Below are 20,173 nucleotides of genomic sequence, written 5' to 3' on the forward strand. Positions count from 1 at the left end.
TCCGGTAGATTAGGTCGGACAGCTGACGAGACGGAGCGCGGGTCCCCTCTCCTGGAAGGAGAGGGACAGGGTGAGGTGCGTGACCTCTCCGGAGATGGACTACACCTCACCCCAACCCTCTCCTTCCAGGAGAGGGAGCCCGGCGCGATCCAGCGATCCGAAGTGATCAGCCGGGACCAGTATAAGACAAGAAGTATTTCTCATGACAAATCGGGTGCGGTGGCACCCGGGACGATCGGCGTGCCTCGGCGTCCCGTCGTTTCATCGAGACACGAAGCACCCGCGCGAGATCACGCGCGCCTCAGCCCGGGCGCCGCCCCGTCCGGGAGCGCCGAGGCGGGCGCGCGAAACGTGCCGCGCGTCAGGCCCGGATAGGCCAGGGCCTGGCTCAGGCCACGCCCGGCCAGGAGAATCAGGAACGAGAGCCACAGGCCGCCATTGCCGAGGCCCGCCTCGTGGGCAGCCAGCAGGGCCAGCCCGTAGAGGGCACTCGCGGCGAGCATCAGGTTGCGCATCGCCCGGGTCCAGGTCGCCCCGATATAGATGCCGTCGAAGGCGAAGGGCACGGCGGCCATCAGGGGCGCGAGGGCGGCGGGCAGGAGATACAGGCGCGCCATGGCGCGCACCTCCGGACTCGTGGTCACCGCGTCGATGAAGGCGTTTCCGGCGACGAGGAAGCCGCCCGCGATGACCGCGCCGAAGGCGAGGCACCAGAGCAGGCTGAGGCGGGCGGCGCGGCGGAAACGCGCCTCGTCGCGCGCGCCGACCGCCTGTCCGCACAGGGTCTCGGCGGCGGTGGCGAACCCGTCGAGGAAGAACCCGCCGATCATGAAGAGATTCCACAGGACGGCATTGGCGGCCAGCACCACGTCGCCGGAGCGCGCGCCGAGCGCCGAGAACAGCGTGATGCAGCCCACGAGCAGCAGGGTCCGCACCATCACGTCGGCGTTGACGCTGAGCATCCGGGCGAGCGCCAGGGGGTCGCGCACCACCCGGAACGGCACCGCGAAGGGCCGCGAGCCCAGCCGCGCCAGCAGGATCAGGCCGAGGCCCGCGCCCGCCGCCTCGGCGATCAGGGTGGCGAGGCCGGCGCCCGCGACGCTCATGTCGGCCCAGAGCACGAACACCAGGGTGAGCACGATGTTGGTGAGGTTGATCGCGACCTGGAGAATCAGCCCGAGGTCGGTCCGGCCGCGCCCCAGCACCGAGCCGAGGATGGCGTAGTTCGCCAGGGTGAAGGGCGCGGCGAAGATGCGGATGTGAAAGTAAGCCGAGAGCCCGGCGATCACCGCCGGGCTCGCGCCGCTCAGGGAGAAGGCGGCCCGGCCGATCGGCCCCTGCAGCAGCACGATGAGGAGGCCGACGAGCAGGCCGGCGGCCAGCGCCCGCGCGAGGGTGCGGTCAACCTCCGCCGCGTCCCGCGCGCCCACCGCCTGCGCGGTGAGCCCGGCGGTGGCCATGCGCAGCGACCCGAACGACCAGAAGATCGCGTCGAAGATGACCGCGCCCAGCGCCATCGCGCCGAGGAGCGCGGCATCCCCCAGCCGTCCGATCACGGTGGCGCCGACGAAGCCGAGGAGCGGCGTCGTGACGTTGGCGAGCGTCATCGGCAGGGCGAGCGCGAGAACGCGCCGGCTCGTGGCCGGGCTGTCGGACGGCGTCATGACCATAGACCTTCGCGGGGGAACCGGAACTCGGTGTTCAGTGGCAGCCGCACCCGCTGCCGCAGCTTCCGCCGCCGTCGCTCGGCTTCGCGGCGGGCGCCGCAGCCCGGCGCGCCGGGTCGCGGCTCAGGCCCCGCTCTTCCAGTTCCGACAGGTAGGTCGCCCAGCGGTTCCGGTACTCGCGGCCGAGGTCGTAGAGATAGGCCCAGCCGAACAGGCCGGTGTCGTGCATGTCGTCGAAGGTCAGCTTCACCGCGTAGTTGCCGATGGGCTCGACCTTGAGGATGGCCACGTCCCGCTTGCCGCCGATGACCTTGCGCTCGGCGGGCGAGTGGCCCTGCACCTCGGCCGAGGGGCTCGACACCCGCAGGTATTCCGCCGGCAGGACGAAGCGCCCGCCATCCTCGAAGGCGACGTTCAGGCTGCGCTTGTCCCCGGCGAGACGGATCTCGGTGGGCCAGCGCTCCGGCGCGCCCTGCGGATCGACAGTCTGTTGATTCATGACAGCTTTCCCTGGCGCCGACGGTCGCTCGCCTTGCATGGCTCTCGAGAGCCGCGCAAACTTGCCCCTGACCGCGCGAGACCTCATATGACGTGCCATGTTAGGTTCGTCACGCGACCGCGCCAACGCCTTGTCCCCGCAGCAGAGCACAGAAACCCGCATGTGGGGTCCCCGCGCCACCGATGCCTTCGCTCCGAGCGCGCCCGCGCCGCTGATCGACCCGTTCCAGCGGGCGATCACCTACCTGCGCATCTCGGTCACCGATCGCTGCGATCTGCGCTGCGTCTACTGCATGTCCGACGACATGCAGTTCCTGCCCAAGCGCGACCTGCTCTCCCTGGAGGAGCTGGATCGGCTCTGCGCGGTCTTCATCCAACGCGGCGTGAGGAAGCTCCGCATCACCGGTGGCGAGCCGCTGGTGCGCCGCGACATCATGCACCTGTTCCGGCGCCTCTCGCGGCACCTCGATACGGGAGCGCTCGAAGAACTGACGATGACCACCAACGGGACGCAGCTCGGGCGCTTCGCGCCGGAACTGGCCGCCCTCGGTGTCCGCCGCGTCAACGTCTCCCTCGACACCCTCGACCCCGTGAAGTTCCGGGCCGTGACCCGGCGGGGCGACCTCAAGGTGGTTCTCGACGGCATCGAGACGGCGCGCAGGGCCGGCATCAAGGTGAAGATCAACGCCGTGGCGCTGAAGGGCGTGAACGAGGACGAGATCGCCGACATGATCGCCTGGGCGCATGGCGACGGCATGGACATGACGCTGATCGAGGTCATGCCGCTCGGCGAGATCGAGGGCGATCGCACCGACCAGTTCCTGCCGCTCTCGGTCGCCCGGGCCCGGCTGGAGAGCCGCTACACCATGACGCCCCTGCCCGACCGCACGGGCGGCCCGGCGCGCTACGTGCGCATCGCGGAGACCGGCGGGCGCCTCGGCTTCATCACGCCGCTGACCCATAATTTCTGCGAGAGCTGCAACCGCGTCCGCCTGACCTGCACCGGCAAGCTCTACATGTGCCTCGGCCAGGAGGATGCCGCGGACCTCCGCGAGGCTCTGCGCGCCTCGCCGGACGATACGCTGGTGACACAGGCGGTGATCGACGCCATCGCGCGCAAACCCAAGGGCCACGACTTCGTCATCGAGCGGGCGCGCCCCGCCGCCGTGCCGCGCCACATGAGCGTCACCGGCGGATAAGCATCGGGGCCGGTTTGACCCTCGCGGGGTTCGCTCCTAGACCCCGCTCGTATTCTGGATACGAGCGGAGATGATGATGGCGAAGGTCGCGTTCCTGGGCCTCGGCGTGATGGGCGGCCCGATGGCCCGCCACCTTGCCCGGAAGGGCCACGAGGTCACCGTCTACAACCGTACCGCCGCCAAGGCGGAGGCCTGGGTGGCCGAGCATGGCGGCGCCTTCGCCGCGACCCCGCGCGAGGCCGCACGGGGTCAGGCGATCGTCTTCGCCTGCGTCGGCAACGACGACGACCTGCGCAGCATCACCCTGGGAGAGGACGGCGCCTTCGCGGGCATGGACGCGGGCGCGGTCTTCGTCGACCACACCACCGCCTCGGCCGAGGTCGCCCGCGAACTCTCCGACGCGGCGAAGGCCGCCGGGCTCGGCTTCATCGATGCGCCGGTCTCCGGTGGACAGGCGGGCGCCGAGAACGGCGCCCTCACGGTGATGTGCGGCGGCGAGCCCGACACCTATGCCCGCGTCGAGCCCGCGATCCTGTGCTTTGCCCGCGCCAGCCGCCTGATGGGTCCGGCCGGCTCCGGCCAACTCACCAAGATGGTGAACCAGATCGCCATCGCGGGCCTCGTCCAGGGTCTCTCCGAGGCGGTGCACTTCGCCAAGCGTGCCGGGCTCGACGTCGAATCCGTGCTGGAGGTGATCTCCAAGGGCGCGGCCGGCTCCTGGCAGATGGAGAATCGCGGCAAGACCATGAATGCCGCCAAGTTCGACTTCGGCTTCGCCGTCGACTGGATGCGCAAGGACCTCGGCATCCTGCTCGCTGAGGCCCGCCGAAACGGCGCGCAATTGCCCGTTACCGCCCTGGTCGACCAGTTCTACGCCGACGTTCAGGCCATGGGCGGGCAGCGCTGGGACACCTCCGCGCTCATCGCGCGCCTGGAGAAGTAAGACCGGACCGCCACGAGCCCGACCCATGGGTCGGGTTCATCGAGATCTCACATCGAGACGGGCGCGGGCCTGCCCAAGCGCCTCCTCGGGCGCGGTCCAGGTCCAATCCGCGCCCATCTGGTGCCGGAACCAGGTGAATTGCCGCTTGGCGTAGCGCCGCGTATCGCCCTGTCCGCGCCGGACCGCCTCCTCCAAGGGGATCGTTCCGTCGAGATGGGCGATCAGGCCGGGCACGCCGTGCGCGCGCATGATCGGCAGCATCGGGTCGAGGCGCCGCGCCCGCAGGGCTGCCACCTCGTCGAGGGCGCCCGATGCCATCATCGCGGCGAAACGCGTGTCGATGGCGCGGCGCAGGGTCTCGCGCTCGGGCGCGAGGAACAGCTTGAGCAGCGGCCGCCCGGCGAGCGGACCGGGCGTGCGCGCGCCGTGAAACTCCGCGATGGGCCGGCCCGTCGCCGCCAGGATCTCGAGGGCGCGCATGACGCGGGCGCGGTCGCTCGGGCGAAGCGCTTCGGCTCCGGCCGGATCGCGGGCCGCGAGGTCCGCGTGGAGCGCCTCCGTCGGCCGCCCTTCCGCCTCGGCCCGGAGCGCTGCCCGAACCGCGTCGGGCACCGGCGGCAGGTCCGAGAGCCCCTCTTCGAGCGCCCGGAAATAGAGGCCCGTGCCGCCGACGAAGATCGGCAGGCGGCCCTGGTCACGCAGATCGCCGAGGAGCGTGGTCGCCGCGCGGGCGAAGTGACCGGCCGAGTAGTTCACCGCGCCGTCGACGTGCCCGTAGAGGCGATGGGGCGCCTGCCCCTCCTCCTCAGCGCTCGGACGCGCGGAGAGACGGCGCAGATCGGCGTAGACCTGCATCGAATCGGTGTTGACGACCACGCCGTCGAGGTCGCGCGCCAGCGCCAGCGCCAGCCCCGACTTGCCCGAGGCGGTCGGCCCTGCGATGAGGATCGCCGCCGGCAGAGCCTGCGCGTAGGTGCGTTGCGTGACCGGCGACACTGGCGTGGAAAGCTCCCGGATGACCCTCGTCGCGATCCTGATAGCAAACGAGAGCCGCCCCGCCATCACCGATGCGGTGCTGGCCGAGACCCGCGCCGTGATGCGCACTGAGCATCAGCCGCGCATCCTGCACGGCGAGGTCGCCGCCGAGGTGCTCGTGCCCGGCGCGCCCGCCGACGCGCCGGGCCTGGCACGCCGCCTGCGCGCGGCGCTCGCCGCCGAGCCGATCGACGTCGCGGTGATCGCAGGCGGGCCGCATCGGCGCAAGCGCCTGTTCCTGGCCGACATGGATTCGACCATGATCGAGCAGGAATGCATCGACGAACTCGCCGACACGATCGGGCTGAAGGATCGCGTCGCCGCGATCACCGAGCGGGCCATGCGCGGCGAGATCGCCTTCGGTCCGGCCCTGCGCGAGCGTGTCGCCCTCCTGCGGGGCGTCCCCGTGGGCAAGATCGACGCGCTGATCGCCGAGCGCATCACGCTGACGCCGGGCGGGCGCACCCTGGTCCAGACCATGAAGGCGCACGGCACCCATACCTGCCTGATCTCGGGCGGGTTCACCCTGTTCACCGGCCCCGTCTCGGCGCGGATCGGCTTCGACGAGGCCCACGCGACCACGCTCGGCGTGGCGGACGGGCACCTGACCGGCGAGGTCGTCGAGCCCATCGTCGACAGGGAGACCAAGCGCGCGACGCTGATCGCCCTGCGCAGCCGTTTCGGCCTCGACCCCGCCGAGACCCTGGCGGTGGGCGACGGCGCCAACGACCTCGACATGCTGCACGAGGCCGGGCTCGGGGTGGCGTTCCGGGCCAAGCCCAAGGTGGCAGCGGCCGCGCAGGTCCGGATCGACCACGGCGACCTGACCGCACTGCTCTACCTCCAGGGCTATGCAGCCAGCGAGTTCGTGGGGTGAGCACGCAGGCCCGACGCCCGGCGCGCGAAGCGATGCCGCCGGGGACGCGACGGGCTCCGCGTCAGCGGATGCCGCCGCTGGCGGTGATCGTCTCGCCGGTCAACCAGCGGGCATCCTCGGAGGCGAGGAACGCCACCACGCCGGCGATATCGTCCGGCTGACCGGCGCGGCCGAGAGGCGTCTGGGCGACGAGGCCGGCTTCCATATCGGATCCGACGACGCCGGCCGTATGCGTGCCCTCGGTCACCACGAAGCCCGGGCTGACCACGTTCACGCGTATCCTGCGCGGGGCCAACTCGTTGGCGAGCACGCCCGAGATGGCATTCACGGCGCCTTTGGTCCCCGCATAGACCGCCGCCGTCGGCGTATGGACATGGGTGATCGCCGAAGAGATGTTGATGATGCTGCCGCCCTCCCCGAGGTGCTTGGCGGCCGCCTGACTCGCCAGCAGCACGCCCAGCACGTTGACGTCGAAGAGGCGGCGGTAATGCGCCTCCGTCACGTCGTCGATCGCGGCGAATTCATAGACGCCCGAATTGTTGACCAATACGTCGAGCCGGCCGAACTGCGTCACGGCCGCTTCGACGAGCGCCTGCGCCTGCGCGGCATGGGTGACGTCGGCCTGGACCGCGACGGCCCTGCCCCCGGCCGCCAGGATGCCCGCGACGACCGCGTCCGCCCCGGCCCGGCTCGACGCGTAGTTCACGACGACCGCCGCGCCCTCGCGTGCCAGCGCCTTGGCGATGCCCGCCCCGATGCCCTTCGATGCGCCGGTCACCACGGCGACCTTACCCGCAAGCTTCGACATGTGTGCTAACCTTCCGCATGGGCCGGCGCCGGAACGGCCGCCTTCGTCCCATAGTTCGGTATTTCAGAACTAAGGAAGCGCGGATCAAGCCCCATATGGATAAAAGATGAGGCCGCTGTTCCACCCCGCGATCGAGGATATCCAGCCGGAGGCGATCCTGCACGCGCTGTCCGATCCGGCCCGTGCGGCGATCTTCGCCAACATCCTGAGAGCGGGGTGCGTCGAGGCCTGCTCGGCCCTCTCCACGTTGGGGGACCGGGTCATCCCGAAATCCTCGCTGTCCACCCACTTCAAGGTGCTGCGCGAGGCCGGATTGATCCGCAGCGAGCGTCGCGGCGTGGAGATGCGGAACCAGTCGCGCTGGAGCGAGGTCGAGGCGCGCTTTCCCGGCCTGCTGCCCGCGATCGTCAATGCCTATGCGGCGACCTCGGGCACGGCCCGCGGCTTAGATGCCCCGGGGACGCGGCGGGACGGACAAAACGAAACCGCCGCCCTCTACGGCGGCGGCTCGGAACCTCGGTGACGGGTCGGCCGGCTATTCCAGACCGAGCGCCACGAAGCGCACGTCGCCGGACGCGCTGGCGATCAGCAGCAGGACGGACTTGCGGCCGTCCTTCTTGAGCTGGTCGATGCGCTTGGTCACGTCGGCCGGCGCGTTGACCGCCTCCTGTCCGACCTCGACGATGACCTCGCCGGGCTTGATCTGCTTGTCGGCGGCCGTCGAGTTCGGATCGACGCGGGTGACCAGAACGCCCTTCTGCCCGTCCTTCAGGCTGAAGCGGCGGCGCGCCTCGTCGGTGATGCCCGAGAGGTTCAGGCCGAGCGCCTGACGCACGGCACTCTCCGGCTCGGGCTGCTTCGCGCTGGCGAGCTGCGGCTTGTCGGTGTCCTCGAGGCGGCCGAGGGTGACGGACTTCGCCGTCTCGGCCCCCTTCCGGATGACCAGCACCTCGACGACCTTGCCGACCGGCGTCGAGGCGACGATGCGCGGCAGGTCGCTCGACGATTTCACCGCCGTGCCGTTGAACCTGACGATGACGTCGCCGATCTCCAGGCCCGCCGCCTTGGCCGGGCCCTTCTCGTCGACGCCGGCCACCAGCGCGCCCTTGACGCCGTCCTTCATGTCGAGGGCTTCGGCGGTGGTCTCGTCCACGTTCTGGATACGCACGCCGAGCCAGCCGCGCCGGACCTCGCCGAACTCGCGAAGCTGGTCGATCACCTGCGACGCGGTATTCGACGGGACCGCGAAGCCGATGCCGACCGAGCCGCCGGTGGGTGAGAGGATGGCAGTATTGATGCCGATGACCTCGCCGTTCATGTTGAACAGCGGCCCGCCGGAATTGCCCTTGTTGATGGCCGCATCCGTCTGGATGTAGTTGTCGTAGGGGCCGGACTCGATGTTGCGGCCCCGCGCCGAGACGATGCCGGCCGAGACCGAGCCGCCGAGGCCGAACGGGTTGCCGATGGCGATGACCCAGTCGCCCGGGCGCATCTTCTCGGAATCGCCGAACGGGACGGCCTTCAGGGGCTTGCCGGCCTCCGGCTTCACCCGCAGCACCGCGAGATCGATCTTGGCGTCCTTGCCGATGATCTCGGCCTTCAGCTTGGTGCCGTTGTGCAGGATGACCTGGATGTCGTTGGCGTCGCCGATGACGTGGTTGTTCGTCACCACGATGCCGGACGCGTCGATGATGAAACCCGAGCCCAGGGAGTTCGACTTGCGCTGCTGGCGCGGTCGCTCGCCCTCGCTGCGGTCGCCGCCCCCGCGCTGGCCGCGCTTGTTGAAGAACTCCTCGAAGAGATCCTCGAACGGCGTCCCGGGGGGAAGCTGCGGGCCCGAGCGGGTGTTCGGGCGCGCCTCGACGGTGGTGGAGGCGGAGATGTTCACGACCGCGTCGGTGACCTGATCAGCGAGGTCGGCCAGGGATTCCGGTCCCTTCGCGAAGGCCGGCGCCGCGAGGCCCGTCACCGCGACCGAGGTCGCCAGGGTCGCGGCGGCGAGAGCGGAGCGAAGGCTGCGGCGGAGCGCTCGGGAACGGGGCGCCCGGACGGCGCTCGCAACGGGAACCATGTTCGACCTCTCGCGGTGTGCAACGATGCTCTTAGATCGTCCCCGGCCTTCGCCGATCAAGGGAGCGCCGGCAGCGTCGAAACCGCCGGCGCCCCATCGTCGGGTCGGACCTCAGGGCGTGCCGGTCGTGGAGCCGGTGGTGCCGGGCTCGGCGGGGGCACGGGAGGGGCTGCGCGCCGCCGGAGAGGCGGCCGCGCGGCCCTGCGGGTCGCTGAAGTAGCGGAAGAAGTCCGACGAGGGGCTGATGACCAGCCGGGTGTCGGAGCCCTTCAGCCCGTTCTCATAGGCCTGCATCGAGCGATAGAAGCTGAAGAAGTCCGCGTCCTTGCCGTAGGCTTCCGCGAGGATGCGGTTCTTGTCGGCGTCGCCCTGGCCGCGCAGGGACTCGGCCGTCTGGTTGGCCTCCGAGAGCAGAACCGTCACGTCGCGGTCCGCCTTGGCCCGGATGGTCACGGCGGCCTGCTCGCCGTTGGCGCGGATGTCGGCGGCCTCGCGCTGCCGCTCCGTCTTCATGCGGTTGTAGACGGCGGTGCTGTTCTGCGCCGGAAGGTCGACGCGGGTCATGCGCAGGTCGACGATCTCGACGCCGAGTTCCTTGGCCTGCCGGTTCACGTCGGCCTGGATCTGGTTCATCAGGTCGGCGCGCTGGGTCCGCACGATGGCGTCGCGGGTCGAGCGGGCGAGCAGGTTGCGCAGAGCCGAGTTGGTGAAGCTCGCCAGCAGCGTGTTGGCGCGGGCGATGTTGTTGGCCGACTGGTAGAACTTTAGCGGATCGGTGATCCGGTAGCGCGCGAAGGCGTCCACCTCGAGGTTCTGACGGTCGGTGGTCAGCAGGGTCTGCACGGGCAGGTCGAGGTCGAGCACGCGCTTGTCGAACAGGATCACGTTCTCGAAGAACGGGATCTTGAAGTAGAGACCCGGCTTGTCGGTTCCGGTCTGGTTGAGGACGGCGCGGACGCCGCCGAAGCGCAGGACGAGGGCCTGCTGCATCTGCCCGACCGTGAAGACGGAGGCGTAGAGGCCGACGACCAGGGCGGCGGCCGCGATCATGAGACCGGTGCGAAGAGCTTGGTTGTTCATCGGGCCGCTCCACCGGCTGCGTTGCGGGGGCCGAATTCGGTCAGCGGCAGCACCGGGAGCACGCCCGCGGCGCTCGCGCCCGTGCTCACGCCCGAGCCGTTCTGGTCGATGATGACCTTGTTCACCGAGCCCAGGACCCGCTCCATCGTTTCGAGGAAGATGCGCTCACGGCTGATCACCGGCGCGACCTTGTAGGAATCGTAGACCTGGCTGAAGCGCGCGGCCTGGCCCTTGGCCTCGGCGGTGGCCTGGGTCTTGTAGGCCTCGGCCGCCTGGACGATCTGCGCGCTCTTGCCTCGCGCCTGCGGCACCACGCTGCTCTCGTAGGTGCGCGCATCGTTCTTGGCGCGCTCGGCGTCCTGCTGGGCCGCGTTCACGTCGATGAAGGCGGGCCGCACGTCCGGCGGCGGCTGCACGCTGACGAGCTGCACGAGCTCGATGCGGACACCGGCCCCGTACTCGTCGAGCGCCTTCTGGGTGATCTCGCGCACCTCCTGCGCCACGCTCGACTGCTCGTTGGTGAGGATCGGCTGGATGTTGCGGCGGCCGACCACCTCGCGCATCGCGCTCTCGGCGATGGCCTTGATCGTGCCCTCGGGATTCTCGAGGTTGAAGACGTAGTCGGATGCCTTGAGCGGATCGACGCGCCACTGCACCTCGAAGTCGAGGTCGACGATGTTCTCGTCGCCGGTGAGCATCAGGCTCTCCTCCGGCTTGTCGACGGTGCGGCCCTGGGAGCGGTAGCCGATCTGCACGCTGTTGACCTGGCCGACATTCGGCTTGGTCACGGCGCCGATGGGAGCCGGGAAGTTGTAATTCAGGCCCTGGCCGGTGGTGCTGGTGTAGCGACCGAAGATCGTCTCGATGCCGACCTGCTGCGGCGCCACGGTGTAGAAGCCGGTCAGGAGCCAGCCGGCGACCACGAGACCGCCGACGAGGAGCAGGCCGCGTCCGCCGCCGAGGGAGCCACCCGGCATCACCCCGCGCAGGCGGTCCTGGCTGCGCCGGAGAAGATCCTCCAGGTCCGGCGGAGTCTTGCCGCCGCCACCGCCGCCGCCGCCCCAGGGGCCACCGCCATTGCCGCCGCCGCCTCGGCCCCAGGGCCCTCCCCCGTTACCGCCACCGCCGCCGCTCTGATTGCTCCAAGGCATGCTCGCCGATCTCTCCTGTTCCAGCAGCGTCTTCGCCGCGCATGACGCCCACCCGCGCCCTCCGGCCCGCCCCATTCGGGAAGCGGCCCGGATTTCCCCCGCGTGGACAAGAGCTCTGATCCCGTCGACCGGACCTTCGCACCTGCGTGGGCACGCACGGTCCTGTCAAGATTGCCACTTGGGCATCGGGAGCGTGAAAGACAACCGTACCGGAACCCATTGCGCAATGGGTCGCGGCCGGATGGTTTACGGCCGCGTCAGGCCCGGCGCTCCAGATCGACGAAGCTGAAGCCGCAGGCATCGTGCTCAGCCGGCGGGTGCGCCTCGCGATGGATCTCGCGGTAGAGCGTCCGGTCGAAGGGCGGGAACACCGTGTCGCCCTCCGGGGCGAGATCGACCTCGGTCAGGTGGATGCGGTCGGCATGGGCGAGCGCCAGGGCGTAGATCTCGCCCCCGCCGGCCACCATCAGCTCCTCGGCCCCCTCGGCGGCCGCGAGCGCGCCCGCCCAGTCATGCGCCACGGCGACCTCGGGCACGGCGAAGGCGGTGTCCCGCGTCAGCACGATGGTGCGCCGTCCCGGCAGGGGCTTGCCGATCGACGCGAAGGTCTTGCGCCCCATCAGCAGGGGTTTGCCCATGGTCAGGGCCCGGAACCGGCGCAGGTCGCTGCGCAGGCGCCAGATCAGGTCGTTGTCGCGGCCGATGACGCCGTTGCGGGCGACCGCCGCGATGATGGTGATTCGGGGCGCAGCCATCAGACCGCCACCGGCGCGCGGATCGCCGGATGGGGCGCGTAGCCCTCGATCGCGACGTCCTCGAAGCGGAAGTCGAACAGCGAGGTCACCGCCGGATTGAGCGTCAGTCGCGGCAGGGGGCGCTGGTCGCGGGTCAGTTGCAGCCGGGCCTGTTCGAGGTGGTTCACGTAGAGATGGGCATCCCCGAGGGTGTGGACGAAGTCGCCGGCCCGCAGCCCCGTCACCTGGGCCATCATCGCGGTGAGCAGCGCGTAGCTCGCGATGTTGAACGGCACGCCGAGGAAGACGTCGGCCGAGCGCTGGTAGAGCTGGCAGGAGAGCCGGCCCTCGGCGACGTAGAACTGGAACAGGCAGTGGCAGGGCGCCAGCGCCATCCGGTCGAGGTCGGCCGGGTTCCAGGCCGAGACGACGAGACGCCGGGAATCCGGATTGCGCCGGATCTCGTCGAGCACCCAGGCGATCTGGTCGACGCTGCCGCCACTGGGCTTCTCCCAGGAGCGCCACTGCTTCCCGTAGACCGGGCCGAGATCCCCGTTCGCGTCGGCCCACTCGTCCCAGATGCTGACACCGTTCGCCCGGAGGGCGCGCACGTTGGTGTCGCCGGTGAGGAACCACAGCAATTCGTGGATGATGGAGCGCAGGTGAAGCTGCTTCGTGGTGACGAGGGGAAACCCCTCTTCGAGATCGAACCGCATCTGGTGTCCGAACACCGAGAGCGTGCCCGTGCCGGTGCGGTCGTCCTTGCGGACGCCCTCCCGGAGGATGCGTTCGAGAAGCTGGTGATAGGCGTGCATCGCGGCTCCCAAGCGAGGTTAGGGAATACCCCGCCGCGACGGGGGTGGCGAGGCCATGGCGTCGAGACGTCAACATGTTCGTGCGCGCGCGCCGTCACCCACCGGCCGGCCAGAGCACGTAGGCGATCATCGCGAGGTTGCTCCAGGCATGGAGCAGGATGGAGGGCCACAGCCGCCCGCTGCGCCAGCGCACCCAGCCGAGCATCAGCGCGAGCGGGATCAGCGCGACCGGACGGCCGAAGCCGGACGGCGTCAGGTGCGCGAGGGCGAAGAGGAAGCCGGTCGCCCCGATCGTCGCGGCGGGCGGGAGGAACCGCCGGGCCCGCGCGAACAGCGCGCCGCGCAGCAACATCTCCTCCGCCACCGGCGCCAGGACCAGCACGTAGGCGAACCAGGCCGCGGCCGCCCCGGCCGTGAGCCCCGGCGAGAGCGAGGTGTGCCGGCGGATCGGAACGTGGAGCAGATCGGCGCTGCCGGTGACCCAGGTGATGTGGACCAGCGGCCAGAGCAGCAGGATCAGGCCGAAACGGCGCAGCGAGAGGCCGGCCCCGCCCTCGGCGGCGCTCGCGTGCGGCACCAGCGCGAGAGTCTCGCGCCAGGCCGGTCCGTCCCGCCAGCGCACGGCGCCGACGACGAGCAGCGCCAGCAGCACTTGCCGGATCACGTCGATGGCGAGTTCCCGCATGGCGATCTGGCGCGGGTGCAGGCGGACGCGGTCGCCGGCCCAGATCCCGACACCGTCGATCCAGTCGGCCCCGACGCGGACGATCGCCAGGGCCAGGAGGGTGGCGAGCGCCAGAGCGAGGAAGGCCGAGAAGGCGAGTCCGGCAAGCGCCCCGACGACGCGCAGGCCCGCGCGCAGGCCCGACGGCCGAGGCATGGAGAGCGGGACCATATCCGGCGCGAACGCCCGCTCGACGGGCATCGGCGCACCATCATCGGGCTTCAAATGCGCCGCCGCTCCCTTTATATTCACGCCATGGCCGGCGCTTCCCGTGATCGAACGCTAACCGGCAACGTGATTGCGAACCACGGGCTTTTGGACGCAAGGGCCCCGGCGACGGGACCCCGAGGCTCGACAGGTCCTGGGTTTTGGCGGTAGCTCCGAACGCGGCGGACGTTTGCCGGCCCGCGATTCCGGCTTGTATCCGGGACGTCGGTCGCGCAAGGCTAAGGATCGATCAGGTCCCGCCGGCCACCGGCCGCGCGGGCAGAGTTCTGGGGGCACCGGGCACCGGCCGCGTCCAGTCGTTTTTCATCCGACCCGGGGCGCCGTCACGGCGCGCGACGGCGGGCAGGGACCGGGCATAAGCGACCGCAGATGGCAGACGATCTGATCCGCTACGATCTCCTGGTGCAGGACGCCCTGCGCGGCGTGGTGCGCAAGGTGCTGACCGACGCGGCCCGCGAAGGGCTCGCGGGCGAGCATCATTTCTACGTCTCGTTCCGCACCGAGGCGCCGGGCGTGCGGATGTCGCAGCGCCTGCGGGAGAAGTACCCGCAGGACATGACGATCGTGCTCCAGCACCAGTTCTGGGACCTCGGCGTCACCGAGCACACCTTCGAGGTCGGCCTGTCGTTCTCCGGTGTGCCCGAGCGGCTGCTGGTGCCCTTCGACGCGCTGACCGGATTCTTCGACCCCTCGGTGCAGTTCGGCCTGAAGTTCGACCTCAGCGAGGGCTCGGAACAGGCCGCGCAGGAGGAATCCGAGGACGATGCCGCCGCGACGACGGAGAAGGCCGCGCCGCGCGGCGCCGCCTCCGAGCCGACCGAGATGAAGCCCAAGGGCACCGGCCTCGCGACCATCGGCGGCCCGTCCGTGCCCAAGCTGATTCCGGGCGCGCCGGCGGCCGCCCCGGCGGCGAAGTCCGAGGAGGGCGCGGACGCCAAGGCACCCGCTGCGAAGAAGTCCGAGGACGGCCAGGAATCCAGCGCCGAAGTCGTCAGCCTCGACGCGTTCCGCAAGAAGAACTGACCCGACGCAGACTCGAGAGCCGCCGCGGTCAGGCGCCGCGCGGCGTCACGGTCATGCGCAGGCCGTGCTCTGGGCGCAGCGTCACGCGGTGAAGCGGCGTCACCGGGGCGTGGTCCTCGGCCAGGGTGAAGCGTGCCGCCCGCGCGATGTGGGCGAGCACCACCACCGCCTCCTGCAGCGAGAAGCTCTGGCCGATGCAGACGCGCGGGCCCGCCCCGAAGGGCAGATAGGAGAAGCGCGGGATCGCCGCGCGGTTCTCCGGCAGGAAGCGCTCGGGCATGAAGGCCTCGGGCTCGCGCCACAGGGTCTTGTGGCGGTGGAGCACGTAGGGCGCCACCATCACCAGCGAACCCTTCGGGATCTTGATCCGGCCGATGCGATCCTCGGCGGTGGCCTGCCGGCTCATGAAGGGCACCGGCGGGAAGAGCCGCATGGTCTCCTCCATCACCGCCTTCGTGAAGGGCAGCGCATCGGCGTCGAAATCCGCGCCCGGCGCGACGGCATCGACCTCGGCCTCGACCCGCGTGCGCGCGTCCGGGTCCTGCGACAGGCAGTAGAGCGCCCAGGTCAGGGCGTTGGCGGTGGTCTCGTGGCCCGCCGCGATGAAGGTGACGATGTTGGCCTTCACCTCGAGATCCGTGAGGCCCTGGCCCGTCTCCGGGTCCTGCGCCTTCAGGAGCAGCGTGAGCAGGTCGCTCGGCGCGGCGTCGCGCGCGATCAGGTCGCGCCGGCGCGCGATGAGCGCGTCGACGATCTCGGCGAAGAACCGGAGCGCCGGCCTGGCGCGCAGGCGCCCGATGCGCGGGATGAAGGCGGGCAGGCCGAACACGTCGAGGGGATCGATCGGCCCGACCGATTCGAGGAAGCGGGTGATCGCGCGGCCCAGCGCGTCCGGTTCGCTGGCGAGCCCTTGAGTGAAGATCGTCCGCTCCAGCACGTCGAGGGTGACGCGGGTCATCTCCAGGGCGACGTCGATGCTGGTGCCCTCGCGGCGGGCGAGGCGCCGGGCCATGCGGGCGCCGGCGGCGTTCATGGGCGCGTTGAAGCCGAGCACGTGGCGGGCCGAGAAGATCGGCGCCAGGGTCCGGCGCTGGAGCTTCCACTCGTCGCCCTCTGCGGTGAGCAGGCCGTTGCCGAGGCCGGGGGCGAGGACGCGGCGCTGAAGGTCGTCCTTGCGGTAATTGGCGGCGTTCTCGACGTAGAGGTAGCGGATCAGGGCCGGGTCGCTGACCACGGTGACGCGGCCCAGCGCGCCCTCGGCCGCCACCACCGGCTTCTCGAAATGCACGTCGAGCCAGGTGGTGAGCGGGTTGGCGCGGGCCGCCTTGAGAAAGCCGAACAGGCCCGGCTGCGCGCGCAGGGGCTTGGGCACGGCCGGGCGGAACCGGAGCGGGGCACCCGGTGCAACGAGGGCTGAGGCACTCGACATGGACGACAACTCCGGTGCCCCGGGCGGGGCGGACAAGCCATGACAATTCGGCGCCGGGCACACAGCCCTCGGTGAAAGCGCCATCGCGGTTTGATTGCGTGCGGTTTAAGTAGGGTGCGCTTTAGCCAGACGAAGAGGCCACGATGTCGCCCACCGAGACGCCCGCCACCCGCACCGAGTCCGACACCTTCGGCCCGATCGAGGTTCCGGCGCATCGTTACTGGGGCGCGCAGACGCAGCGCTCGATCCAGAACTTCAAGATCGGCACCGAGCGGATGCCCGCGCCCCTCGTCCACGCGCTGGGCATGGTCAAGCAGGCGGCCGCCCTGGTGAACCAGGATCTCGGCGCCCTCGACCCGAAGGTGGCCCAGGCGGTGGCGGCCTCGGCTGCCGAGGTGGTCTCGGGCGAGCACGACCAGGAATTCCCCCTGGTGGTCTGGCAGACGGGCTCCGGCACCCAGTCGAACATGAACGCCAACGAGGTCATCGCCAGCCTCGCCAACGAGTTGCTGGGCGGCAAGCGCGGCGGCAAGTCGCCGGTCCACCCCAACGACCACGTCAATCGCGGCCAGTCCTCCAACGACGTGTTCCCGACGGCGATGCACATCGCGGTCTCGCGCGAGATCAACGACCGGCTGCTGCCGGCCCTCAAGCACCTGCACGACGCGCTCCAGGCCAAGTCCGAGGCGTTCGCCCCCATCGTCAAGATCGGCCGCACCCACCTGCAGGATGCGACCCCGGTCTCGCTGGGCCAGGAATTCTCGGGCTACGTGGCGCAGGTGGCTCTGGGCACCGAGCGCGTGAAGGCGACGCTGCCGGGCGTGCTGGCGCTGGCGCAGGGCGGCACGGCGGTCGGCACCGGCCTCAACGCGCATCCCGAGTTCGCGGAGAAATTCGCCGCCAAGGTCGCGGAACTGACCGGCCTGCCCTTCACCTCGGCCGCCAACAAGTTCGAGGCGCTGGCGACCCACGACGCGCTGGTGTTCACGCAGGGCGCCCTCTCGGCCCTCGCCGCCGGCCTGTTCAAGATCGCCCAGGACATCCGCCTGCTGGGCTCCGGCCCGCGCTCGGGCCTCGGCGAACTCTCGCTGCCGGAGAACGAGCCCGGCTCGTCGATCATGCCCGGCAAGGTCAACCCGACCCAGTGCGAGGCGCTGACCATGGTCTGCGCCCAGGTGATCGGCAACGGCACCACGGTGAGCTTTGCCGGCAGCCAGGGCCATTTCGAGCTGAACGTGTTCAAGCCCGTCATCGCCAACGCGGTGCTGCAATCGATCCGCCTCATCGCGGACGCGGCGGTGAGCTTCACCGACAATTGCGTCGTCGGCATCAAGGCCAACGAGGATAAGATCGCCGACCTGATGAGCCGTTCGCTCATGCTGGTCACGGCTTTGGCCCCCTCGATCGGCTACGACAAGGCCGCCGAGATCGCCAAGACCGCGCACAAGAACGGAACCACCCTGAAGGAGGAGGCCCTGCGCCTCGGCTACGTCACGGCGGAGGAGTTCGAGCGCGTGGTGCGGCCCGAGACCATGCTGGCACCCAGCGCCGAGTAGACGGAGGAGACCGGCATGGCGGAGATCATCAACCTGCGCCAGGCCCGCAAGGACCGGGCGCGGGTCGAGAAGGAGGCCAAGGCGGCGGACAACCGCATCGCCTTCGGCCGTCCGAAGAAGGCCAGGACGCTGGCCGAGGCCAAGAAGGCCATCGAGGTCTCGCGCCACGAGGGGCACAAGCTGGTCGGGCCGGACTCGGACGGGTGAGGCGCATGCCGCGCACGCCGTCCCTCCCCCCGGCATCGGGGCGGCGTCCGGTGGCGCCATGACCACGGGCGTCACCAAGCGCTCGGTGATGATCGCCGGCCACCGCACCAGCGTGTCCCTGGAAGATCCGTTCTGGGACGCGTTGCGCGAGATCGCGGCCGCGCGCGGCCAGTCCGTCCAGGCCCTGATCGGCGTCATCGATGCGGGTCGGGAGGGACAGAACCTGTCGTCAGCGATCCGCGTTTTCGTGCTGGCCACCGTCCGGACCCGGGCGTGATGGTCCGCGCGCGGCCGGCCTGCGGATTCCCAGAAGACTGAGCGATGCCGGGGCGCCGAAGGTCCGGCGGAAGGCATTGGCGAAGTGCGCCTGATCCGTGAAACCCGCTTCGTGGGCGGCGCGCGTGAAGTTGGCGCCCTGGACGACGGCGTCGATCGCCCGCCGCATGCGAAGCCAGCCGCGATAGCGCCGGAACGGTACGCCCACGGCCTCGCTGAACAGGTGCTGCATCCGGGACGACGACAGCGTCGCGGAGGCGGCGAGCCGTTCGGCGCTCATCCGGGACTCCTGGCATGCGCGCAGATCCCCGATGATCCGCGCGATCCGGCCGTCGATCGGCCGATCGCTCCGCCGGTCGGCGAAGCCGGACAGATCGGCGATGGCCTCGCCAGCCCAGTTGCAGGCGTCGCGGCGCTCGAAGAGCGCGCGCAACGCAGCGACCTCGCCACCCGGTGCCACGAGAGCGCCATCGACGGATTCCGCCGATCCCATCAGCGCGCCGAGCGCACGCCCGCCCCCATCGGGTTCGCGGTAGAGCACCCCGAGGGGATCGCCGCCGCAATCGAGTTCATGGGGCATGCCGGCCGGCACGAAGGCCGTGCGGCAGGTGATCCAGTCCCCGGGACGGAACCGGATCCGGAACGCGCCGTACAGGCCCGCGAGGTAGACCGGCGCCCCGTGCTGATGACTGGCGTTGTAGGCGAGCGGCCCGGCGAAGAGGGTATGCGGACCCTCGACGTGCCAGATCGGTCCGAGCGGAGGGCTGAGCGCAGCACGTTCGTACAAGCGGTGTCCTCTCCCGGCGCGCTAGACCGAATCTCCCGGCCGCTAGACCATCCTGACGGAGCCGGGCCAGCCCGGAAATCCCCGTCATGCGCGATCTCACCCGCCGCCATCTCAGCGCCCTCGCGGCCGCGAGCCTGATCTTTCCCGGTGCCGCTCGGGCGACGATTCCATCGGCCGACGCATCGCCCTGTCCGAAGCGAATCCGGCTCGGCGCCTTCACCGTCACCACCCTCTCCGATGCCGACGTCACCATCGATGGACCCTGGCCGATCGTCGGCGAGGATCGCGACAGATCGGAAATGGGCGCGCTGATGCGGGAGAACCGGCTTCCGCCCGATCGTTTCAGGCCCGGCTTCACGCCGACCATCGTTCAGACCGGGCGGGAGACGGTCCTGTTCGACACCGGCAACGGCGAGGTCGGCTTCGTCCCGCGCCCCGCGGGCGGGCGGCTCGGGGGGCTGCTCGGCCGGGCCGGGCTGTCACCGGAGCGGATCGACCTCGTCGTCCTGAGCCATTGTCACACCGACCATATCGGCGGCCTCCTCGAAGGCGGAACGCCGCTGTTTCCGAACGCCCGCTACGTGGTCGGCGCGCGGGAATTCGACTTCTGGAAAGACGAGGCCCGCCTCGCCGCGCCCCCGGACGGCAACGAATACAAATCGGCCCGGGTTTTCCGCAGCCATCTGCTTCCACTGGCGGAGCGCATCCGCTTCGTGAACCCCGGCGACACCGTGGTGCCCGGCATCGACGCGCTGGCGGCCTTCGGCCACACGCCGGGGCACCTCGCCTTCCATGTCGAGAGCGAGGGCCAGCGCATGCTGGTCTGGGGCGACTGCGCGCATCATGAGGTCGCGTCGCTGGCGCGCCCCGACTGGCACGCCCTGTTCGACATGGAGAAGGCCCAGGGCGCCGCGACCCGGCGGGCGATCTACGACATGGCCGCGACCGAACGGGTCCTGATCGCCGGCTACCACACCTCGTTCCCGTCGCTCGGCTACGTCACGCGCGACGGGCTGGGCTACCGCTGGATTCCCCTGACCTACCAGCTCGATCGTTGACGCGGTC

At 70.4% G+C, this 20,173-nt stretch carries 21 protein-coding genes; 9 read left to right on the plus strand and 12 right to left on the minus strand.

All coding sequences use genetic code 11. The features are described 5' to 3' along the window. Positions 1-290: 290 nt before the first annotated feature. On the minus strand, positions 291-1,664 hold the full coding sequence (locus MKK54_RS04340; RefSeq protein WP_244009395.1) for an MATE family efflux transporter: 1,374 nt from the start codon (positions 1,662-1,664) through the stop codon (positions 291-293). Between the two features lie 37 nt (positions 1,665-1,701). Then, complete coding sequence (locus MKK54_RS04345) at positions 1,702-2,166, minus strand: gamma-butyrobetaine hydroxylase-like domain-containing protein (protein ID WP_244009397.1); 465 nt, start codon at positions 2,164-2,166, stop codon at positions 1,702-1,704. A 160-nt stretch (positions 2,167-2,326) separates the two neighbouring features. Here MKK54_RS04345 and moaA point away from each other — a divergent pair, with 160 nt between their 5' ends. Next, a complete protein-coding gene (gene moaA, locus MKK54_RS04350) occupies positions 2,327-3,364 on the plus strand; it encodes a GTP 3',8-cyclase MoaA (RefSeq protein WP_244009399.1) in 1,038 nt (345 codons plus the stop codon). A 76-nt stretch (positions 3,365-3,440) separates the two neighbouring features. Further along, positions 3,441-4,307, plus strand: a complete 867-nt coding sequence (locus MKK54_RS04355) for an NAD(P)-dependent oxidoreductase (RefSeq protein ID WP_244009401.1) — start codon at positions 3,441-3,443, stop codon at positions 4,305-4,307. 36 nt (positions 4,308-4,343) lie between these two features. On the opposite strand, the gene miaA is transcribed toward MKK54_RS04355, so the two are convergent. Then, a complete protein-coding gene (gene miaA / locus MKK54_RS04360; RefSeq protein WP_244009402.1) occupies positions 4,344-5,303 on the minus strand; it encodes a tRNA (adenosine(37)-N6)-dimethylallyltransferase MiaA in 960 nt (319 codons plus the stop codon). A 19-nt stretch (positions 5,304-5,322) separates the two neighbouring features. Here miaA and serB point away from each other — a divergent pair, with 19 nt between their 5' ends. Continuing rightward, positions 5,323-6,219 (plus strand): phosphoserine phosphatase SerB, encoded by an 897-nt coding sequence (gene serB, locus MKK54_RS04365; RefSeq protein ID WP_244009403.1) that lies wholly within the window; start codon positions 5,323-5,325, stop codon positions 6,217-6,219. A gap of 61 nt (positions 6,220-6,280) precedes the next feature. Here the strand turns inward: serB and MKK54_RS04370 are convergent, their stop codons facing one another. Then, positions 6,281-7,027 (minus strand): glucose 1-dehydrogenase, encoded by a 747-nt coding sequence (locus tag MKK54_RS04370; protein ID WP_244009404.1) that lies wholly within the window; start codon positions 7,025-7,027, stop codon positions 6,281-6,283. Between the two features lie 106 nt (positions 7,028-7,133). Between MKK54_RS04370 and MKK54_RS04375 the strand changes: the two genes are divergently transcribed. After that, positions 7,134-7,550, plus strand: a complete 417-nt coding sequence (locus tag MKK54_RS04375; RefSeq protein ID WP_244009405.1) for a winged helix-turn-helix domain-containing protein — start codon at positions 7,134-7,136, stop codon at positions 7,548-7,550. A gap of 12 nt (positions 7,551-7,562) precedes the next feature. Here the strand turns inward: MKK54_RS04375 and MKK54_RS04380 are convergent, their stop codons facing one another. The 6 genes from MKK54_RS04380 to MKK54_RS04405 form a co-directional block, all read right to left on the minus strand. Next, entirely contained in the window at positions 7,563-9,098 is a 1,536-nt protein-coding gene (locus MKK54_RS04380) for a DegQ family serine endoprotease (protein WP_244009406.1), read from the minus strand. 111 nt (positions 9,099-9,209) lie between these two features. Continuing rightward, complete coding sequence (gene hflC / locus MKK54_RS04385; RefSeq protein WP_244009407.1) at positions 9,210-10,178, minus strand: protease modulator HflC; 969 nt, start codon at positions 10,176-10,178, stop codon at positions 9,210-9,212. Further along, a complete protein-coding gene (gene hflK, locus MKK54_RS04390) occupies positions 10,175-11,329 on the minus strand; it encodes an FtsH protease activity modulator HflK (RefSeq protein ID WP_244009409.1) in 1,155 nt (384 codons plus the stop codon). Before hflK ends, hflC begins: the two co-directional genes overlap by 4 nt. A gap of 257 nt (positions 11,330-11,586) precedes the next feature. Continuing rightward, positions 11,587-12,084, minus strand: coding sequence for a dihydrofolate reductase (locus MKK54_RS04395; RefSeq protein ID WP_244009411.1), 498 nt, complete (start codon positions 12,082-12,084; stop codon positions 11,587-11,589). Next, complete coding sequence (locus tag MKK54_RS04400) at positions 12,084-12,878, minus strand: thymidylate synthase (protein ID WP_244009413.1); 795 nt, start codon at positions 12,876-12,878, stop codon at positions 12,084-12,086. Before MKK54_RS04400 ends, MKK54_RS04395 begins: the two co-directional genes overlap by 1 nt. 94 nt (positions 12,879-12,972) lie before the next feature. After that, positions 12,973-13,758 (minus strand): CPBP family intramembrane glutamic endopeptidase, encoded by a 786-nt coding sequence (locus MKK54_RS04405; RefSeq protein WP_244009415.1) that lies wholly within the window; start codon positions 13,756-13,758, stop codon positions 12,973-12,975. A gap of 441 nt (positions 13,759-14,199) precedes the next feature. Here MKK54_RS04405 and MKK54_RS04410 point away from each other — a divergent pair, with 441 nt between their 5' ends. Further along, complete coding sequence (locus tag MKK54_RS04410; RefSeq protein WP_244009417.1) at positions 14,200-14,853, plus strand: SspB family protein; 654 nt, start codon at positions 14,200-14,202, stop codon at positions 14,851-14,853. A gap of 28 nt (positions 14,854-14,881) precedes the next feature. Here the strand turns inward: MKK54_RS04410 and MKK54_RS04415 are convergent, their stop codons facing one another. After that, positions 14,882-16,282, minus strand: coding sequence for a cytochrome P450 (locus MKK54_RS04415; RefSeq protein ID WP_244009420.1), 1,401 nt, complete (start codon positions 16,280-16,282; stop codon positions 14,882-14,884). Positions 16,283-16,425: 143 nt separating this feature from the next. On the opposite strand from MKK54_RS04415, the gene fumC reads away from it, so the two are divergent. Genes fumC through MKK54_RS04430 form a run of 3 tightly spaced genes read left to right on the plus strand, consistent with a single transcriptional unit; the run spans position 16,426 to position 18,322 of the window. Beyond that, entirely contained in the window at positions 16,426-17,838 is a 1,413-nt protein-coding gene (gene fumC / locus MKK54_RS04420) for a class II fumarate hydratase (protein ID WP_244009422.1), read from the plus strand. A 15-nt stretch (positions 17,839-17,853) separates the two neighbouring features. After that, entirely contained in the window at positions 17,854-18,045 is a 192-nt protein-coding gene (locus MKK54_RS04425; protein ID WP_244009424.1) for a DUF4169 family protein, read from the plus strand. A 58-nt stretch (positions 18,046-18,103) separates the two neighbouring features. Next, positions 18,104-18,322, plus strand: a complete 219-nt coding sequence (locus MKK54_RS04430; protein WP_244009426.1) for a ribbon-helix-helix domain-containing protein — start codon at positions 18,104-18,106, stop codon at positions 18,320-18,322. On the opposite strand, the gene MKK54_RS04435 is transcribed toward MKK54_RS04430, so the two are convergent. Continuing rightward, positions 18,275-19,108: a helix-turn-helix domain-containing protein gene (locus tag MKK54_RS04435; RefSeq protein WP_244009428.1), complete on the minus strand. Its 834-nt coding sequence runs from the start codon at positions 19,106-19,108 to the stop codon at positions 18,275-18,277. The two genes, MKK54_RS04430 and MKK54_RS04435, sit on opposite strands and share 48 nt — an antisense overlap. 86 nt (positions 19,109-19,194) lie before the next feature. On the opposite strand from MKK54_RS04435, the gene MKK54_RS04440 reads away from it, so the two are divergent. Continuing rightward, complete coding sequence (locus MKK54_RS04440; RefSeq protein ID WP_244009430.1) at positions 19,195-20,166, plus strand: MBL fold metallo-hydrolase; 972 nt, start codon at positions 19,195-19,197, stop codon at positions 20,164-20,166. Positions 20,167-20,173: the final 7 nt, after the last annotated feature.

The organism is Methylobacterium sp. J-068, from assembly GCF_022829445.1.
In the GTDB taxonomy this organism is placed as follows: Bacteria; Pseudomonadota; Alphaproteobacteria; order Rhizobiales; family Beijerinckiaceae; genus Methylobacterium.

Coding starts and splice junctions, on each gene's coding strand:
- MKK54_RS04340 (WP_244009395.1), bottom strand. CDS start 1,664: ATGACGCCGTCCGACAGCCCGGCCACGAGCCGGCGCGTTCTCGCGCTC.
- MKK54_RS04345 (WP_244009397.1), bottom strand. CDS start 2,166: ATGAATCAACAGACTGTCGATCCGCAGGGCGCGCCGGAGCGCTGGCCC.
- moaA (WP_244009399.1), top strand. CDS start 2,327: ATGTGGGGTCCCCGCGCCACCGATGCCTTCGCTCCGAGCGCGCCCGCG.
- MKK54_RS04355 (WP_244009401.1), top strand. CDS start 3,441: ATGGCGAAGGTCGCGTTCCTGGGCCTCGGCGTGATGGGCGGCCCGATG.
- serB (WP_244009403.1), top strand. CDS start 5,323: ATGACCCTCGTCGCGATCCTGATAGCAAACGAGAGCCGCCCCGCCATC.
- MKK54_RS04370 (WP_244009404.1), bottom strand. CDS start 7,027: ATGTCGAAGCTTGCGGGTAAGGTCGCCGTGGTGACCGGCGCATCGAAG.
- MKK54_RS04375 (WP_244009405.1), top strand. CDS start 7,134: ATGAGGCCGCTGTTCCACCCCGCGATCGAGGATATCCAGCCGGAGGCG.
- MKK54_RS04380 (WP_244009406.1), bottom strand. CDS start 9,098: ATGGTTCCCGTTGCGAGCGCCGTCCGGGCGCCCCGTTCCCGAGCGCTC.
- hflC (WP_244009407.1), bottom strand. CDS start 10,178: ATGAACAACCAAGCTCTTCGCACCGGTCTCATGATCGCGGCCGCCGCC.
- hflK (WP_244009409.1), bottom strand. CDS start 11,329: ATGCCTTGGAGCAATCAGAGCGGCGGCGGTGGCGGTAACGGGGGAGGG.
- MKK54_RS04395 (WP_244009411.1), bottom strand. CDS start 12,084: ATGGCTGCGCCCCGAATCACCATCATCGCGGCGGTCGCCCGCAACGGC.
- MKK54_RS04400 (WP_244009413.1), bottom strand. CDS start 12,878: ATGCACGCCTATCACCAGCTTCTCGAACGCATCCTCCGGGAGGGCGTC.
- MKK54_RS04405 (WP_244009415.1), bottom strand. CDS start 13,758: ATGCCTCGGCCGTCGGGCCTGCGCGCGGGCCTGCGCGTCGTCGGGGCG.
- MKK54_RS04410 (WP_244009417.1), top strand. CDS start 14,200: ATGGCAGACGATCTGATCCGCTACGATCTCCTGGTGCAGGACGCCCTG.
- MKK54_RS04415 (WP_244009420.1), bottom strand. CDS start 16,282: ATGTCGAGTGCCTCAGCCCTCGTTGCACCGGGTGCCCCGCTCCGGTTC.
- fumC (WP_244009422.1), top strand. CDS start 16,426: ATGTCGCCCACCGAGACGCCCGCCACCCGCACCGAGTCCGACACCTTC.
- MKK54_RS04425 (WP_244009424.1), top strand. CDS start 17,854: ATGGCGGAGATCATCAACCTGCGCCAGGCCCGCAAGGACCGGGCGCGG.
- MKK54_RS04430 (WP_244009426.1), top strand. CDS start 18,104: ATGACCACGGGCGTCACCAAGCGCTCGGTGATGATCGCCGGCCACCGC.
- MKK54_RS04440 (WP_244009430.1), top strand. CDS start 19,195: ATGCGCGATCTCACCCGCCGCCATCTCAGCGCCCTCGCGGCCGCGAGC.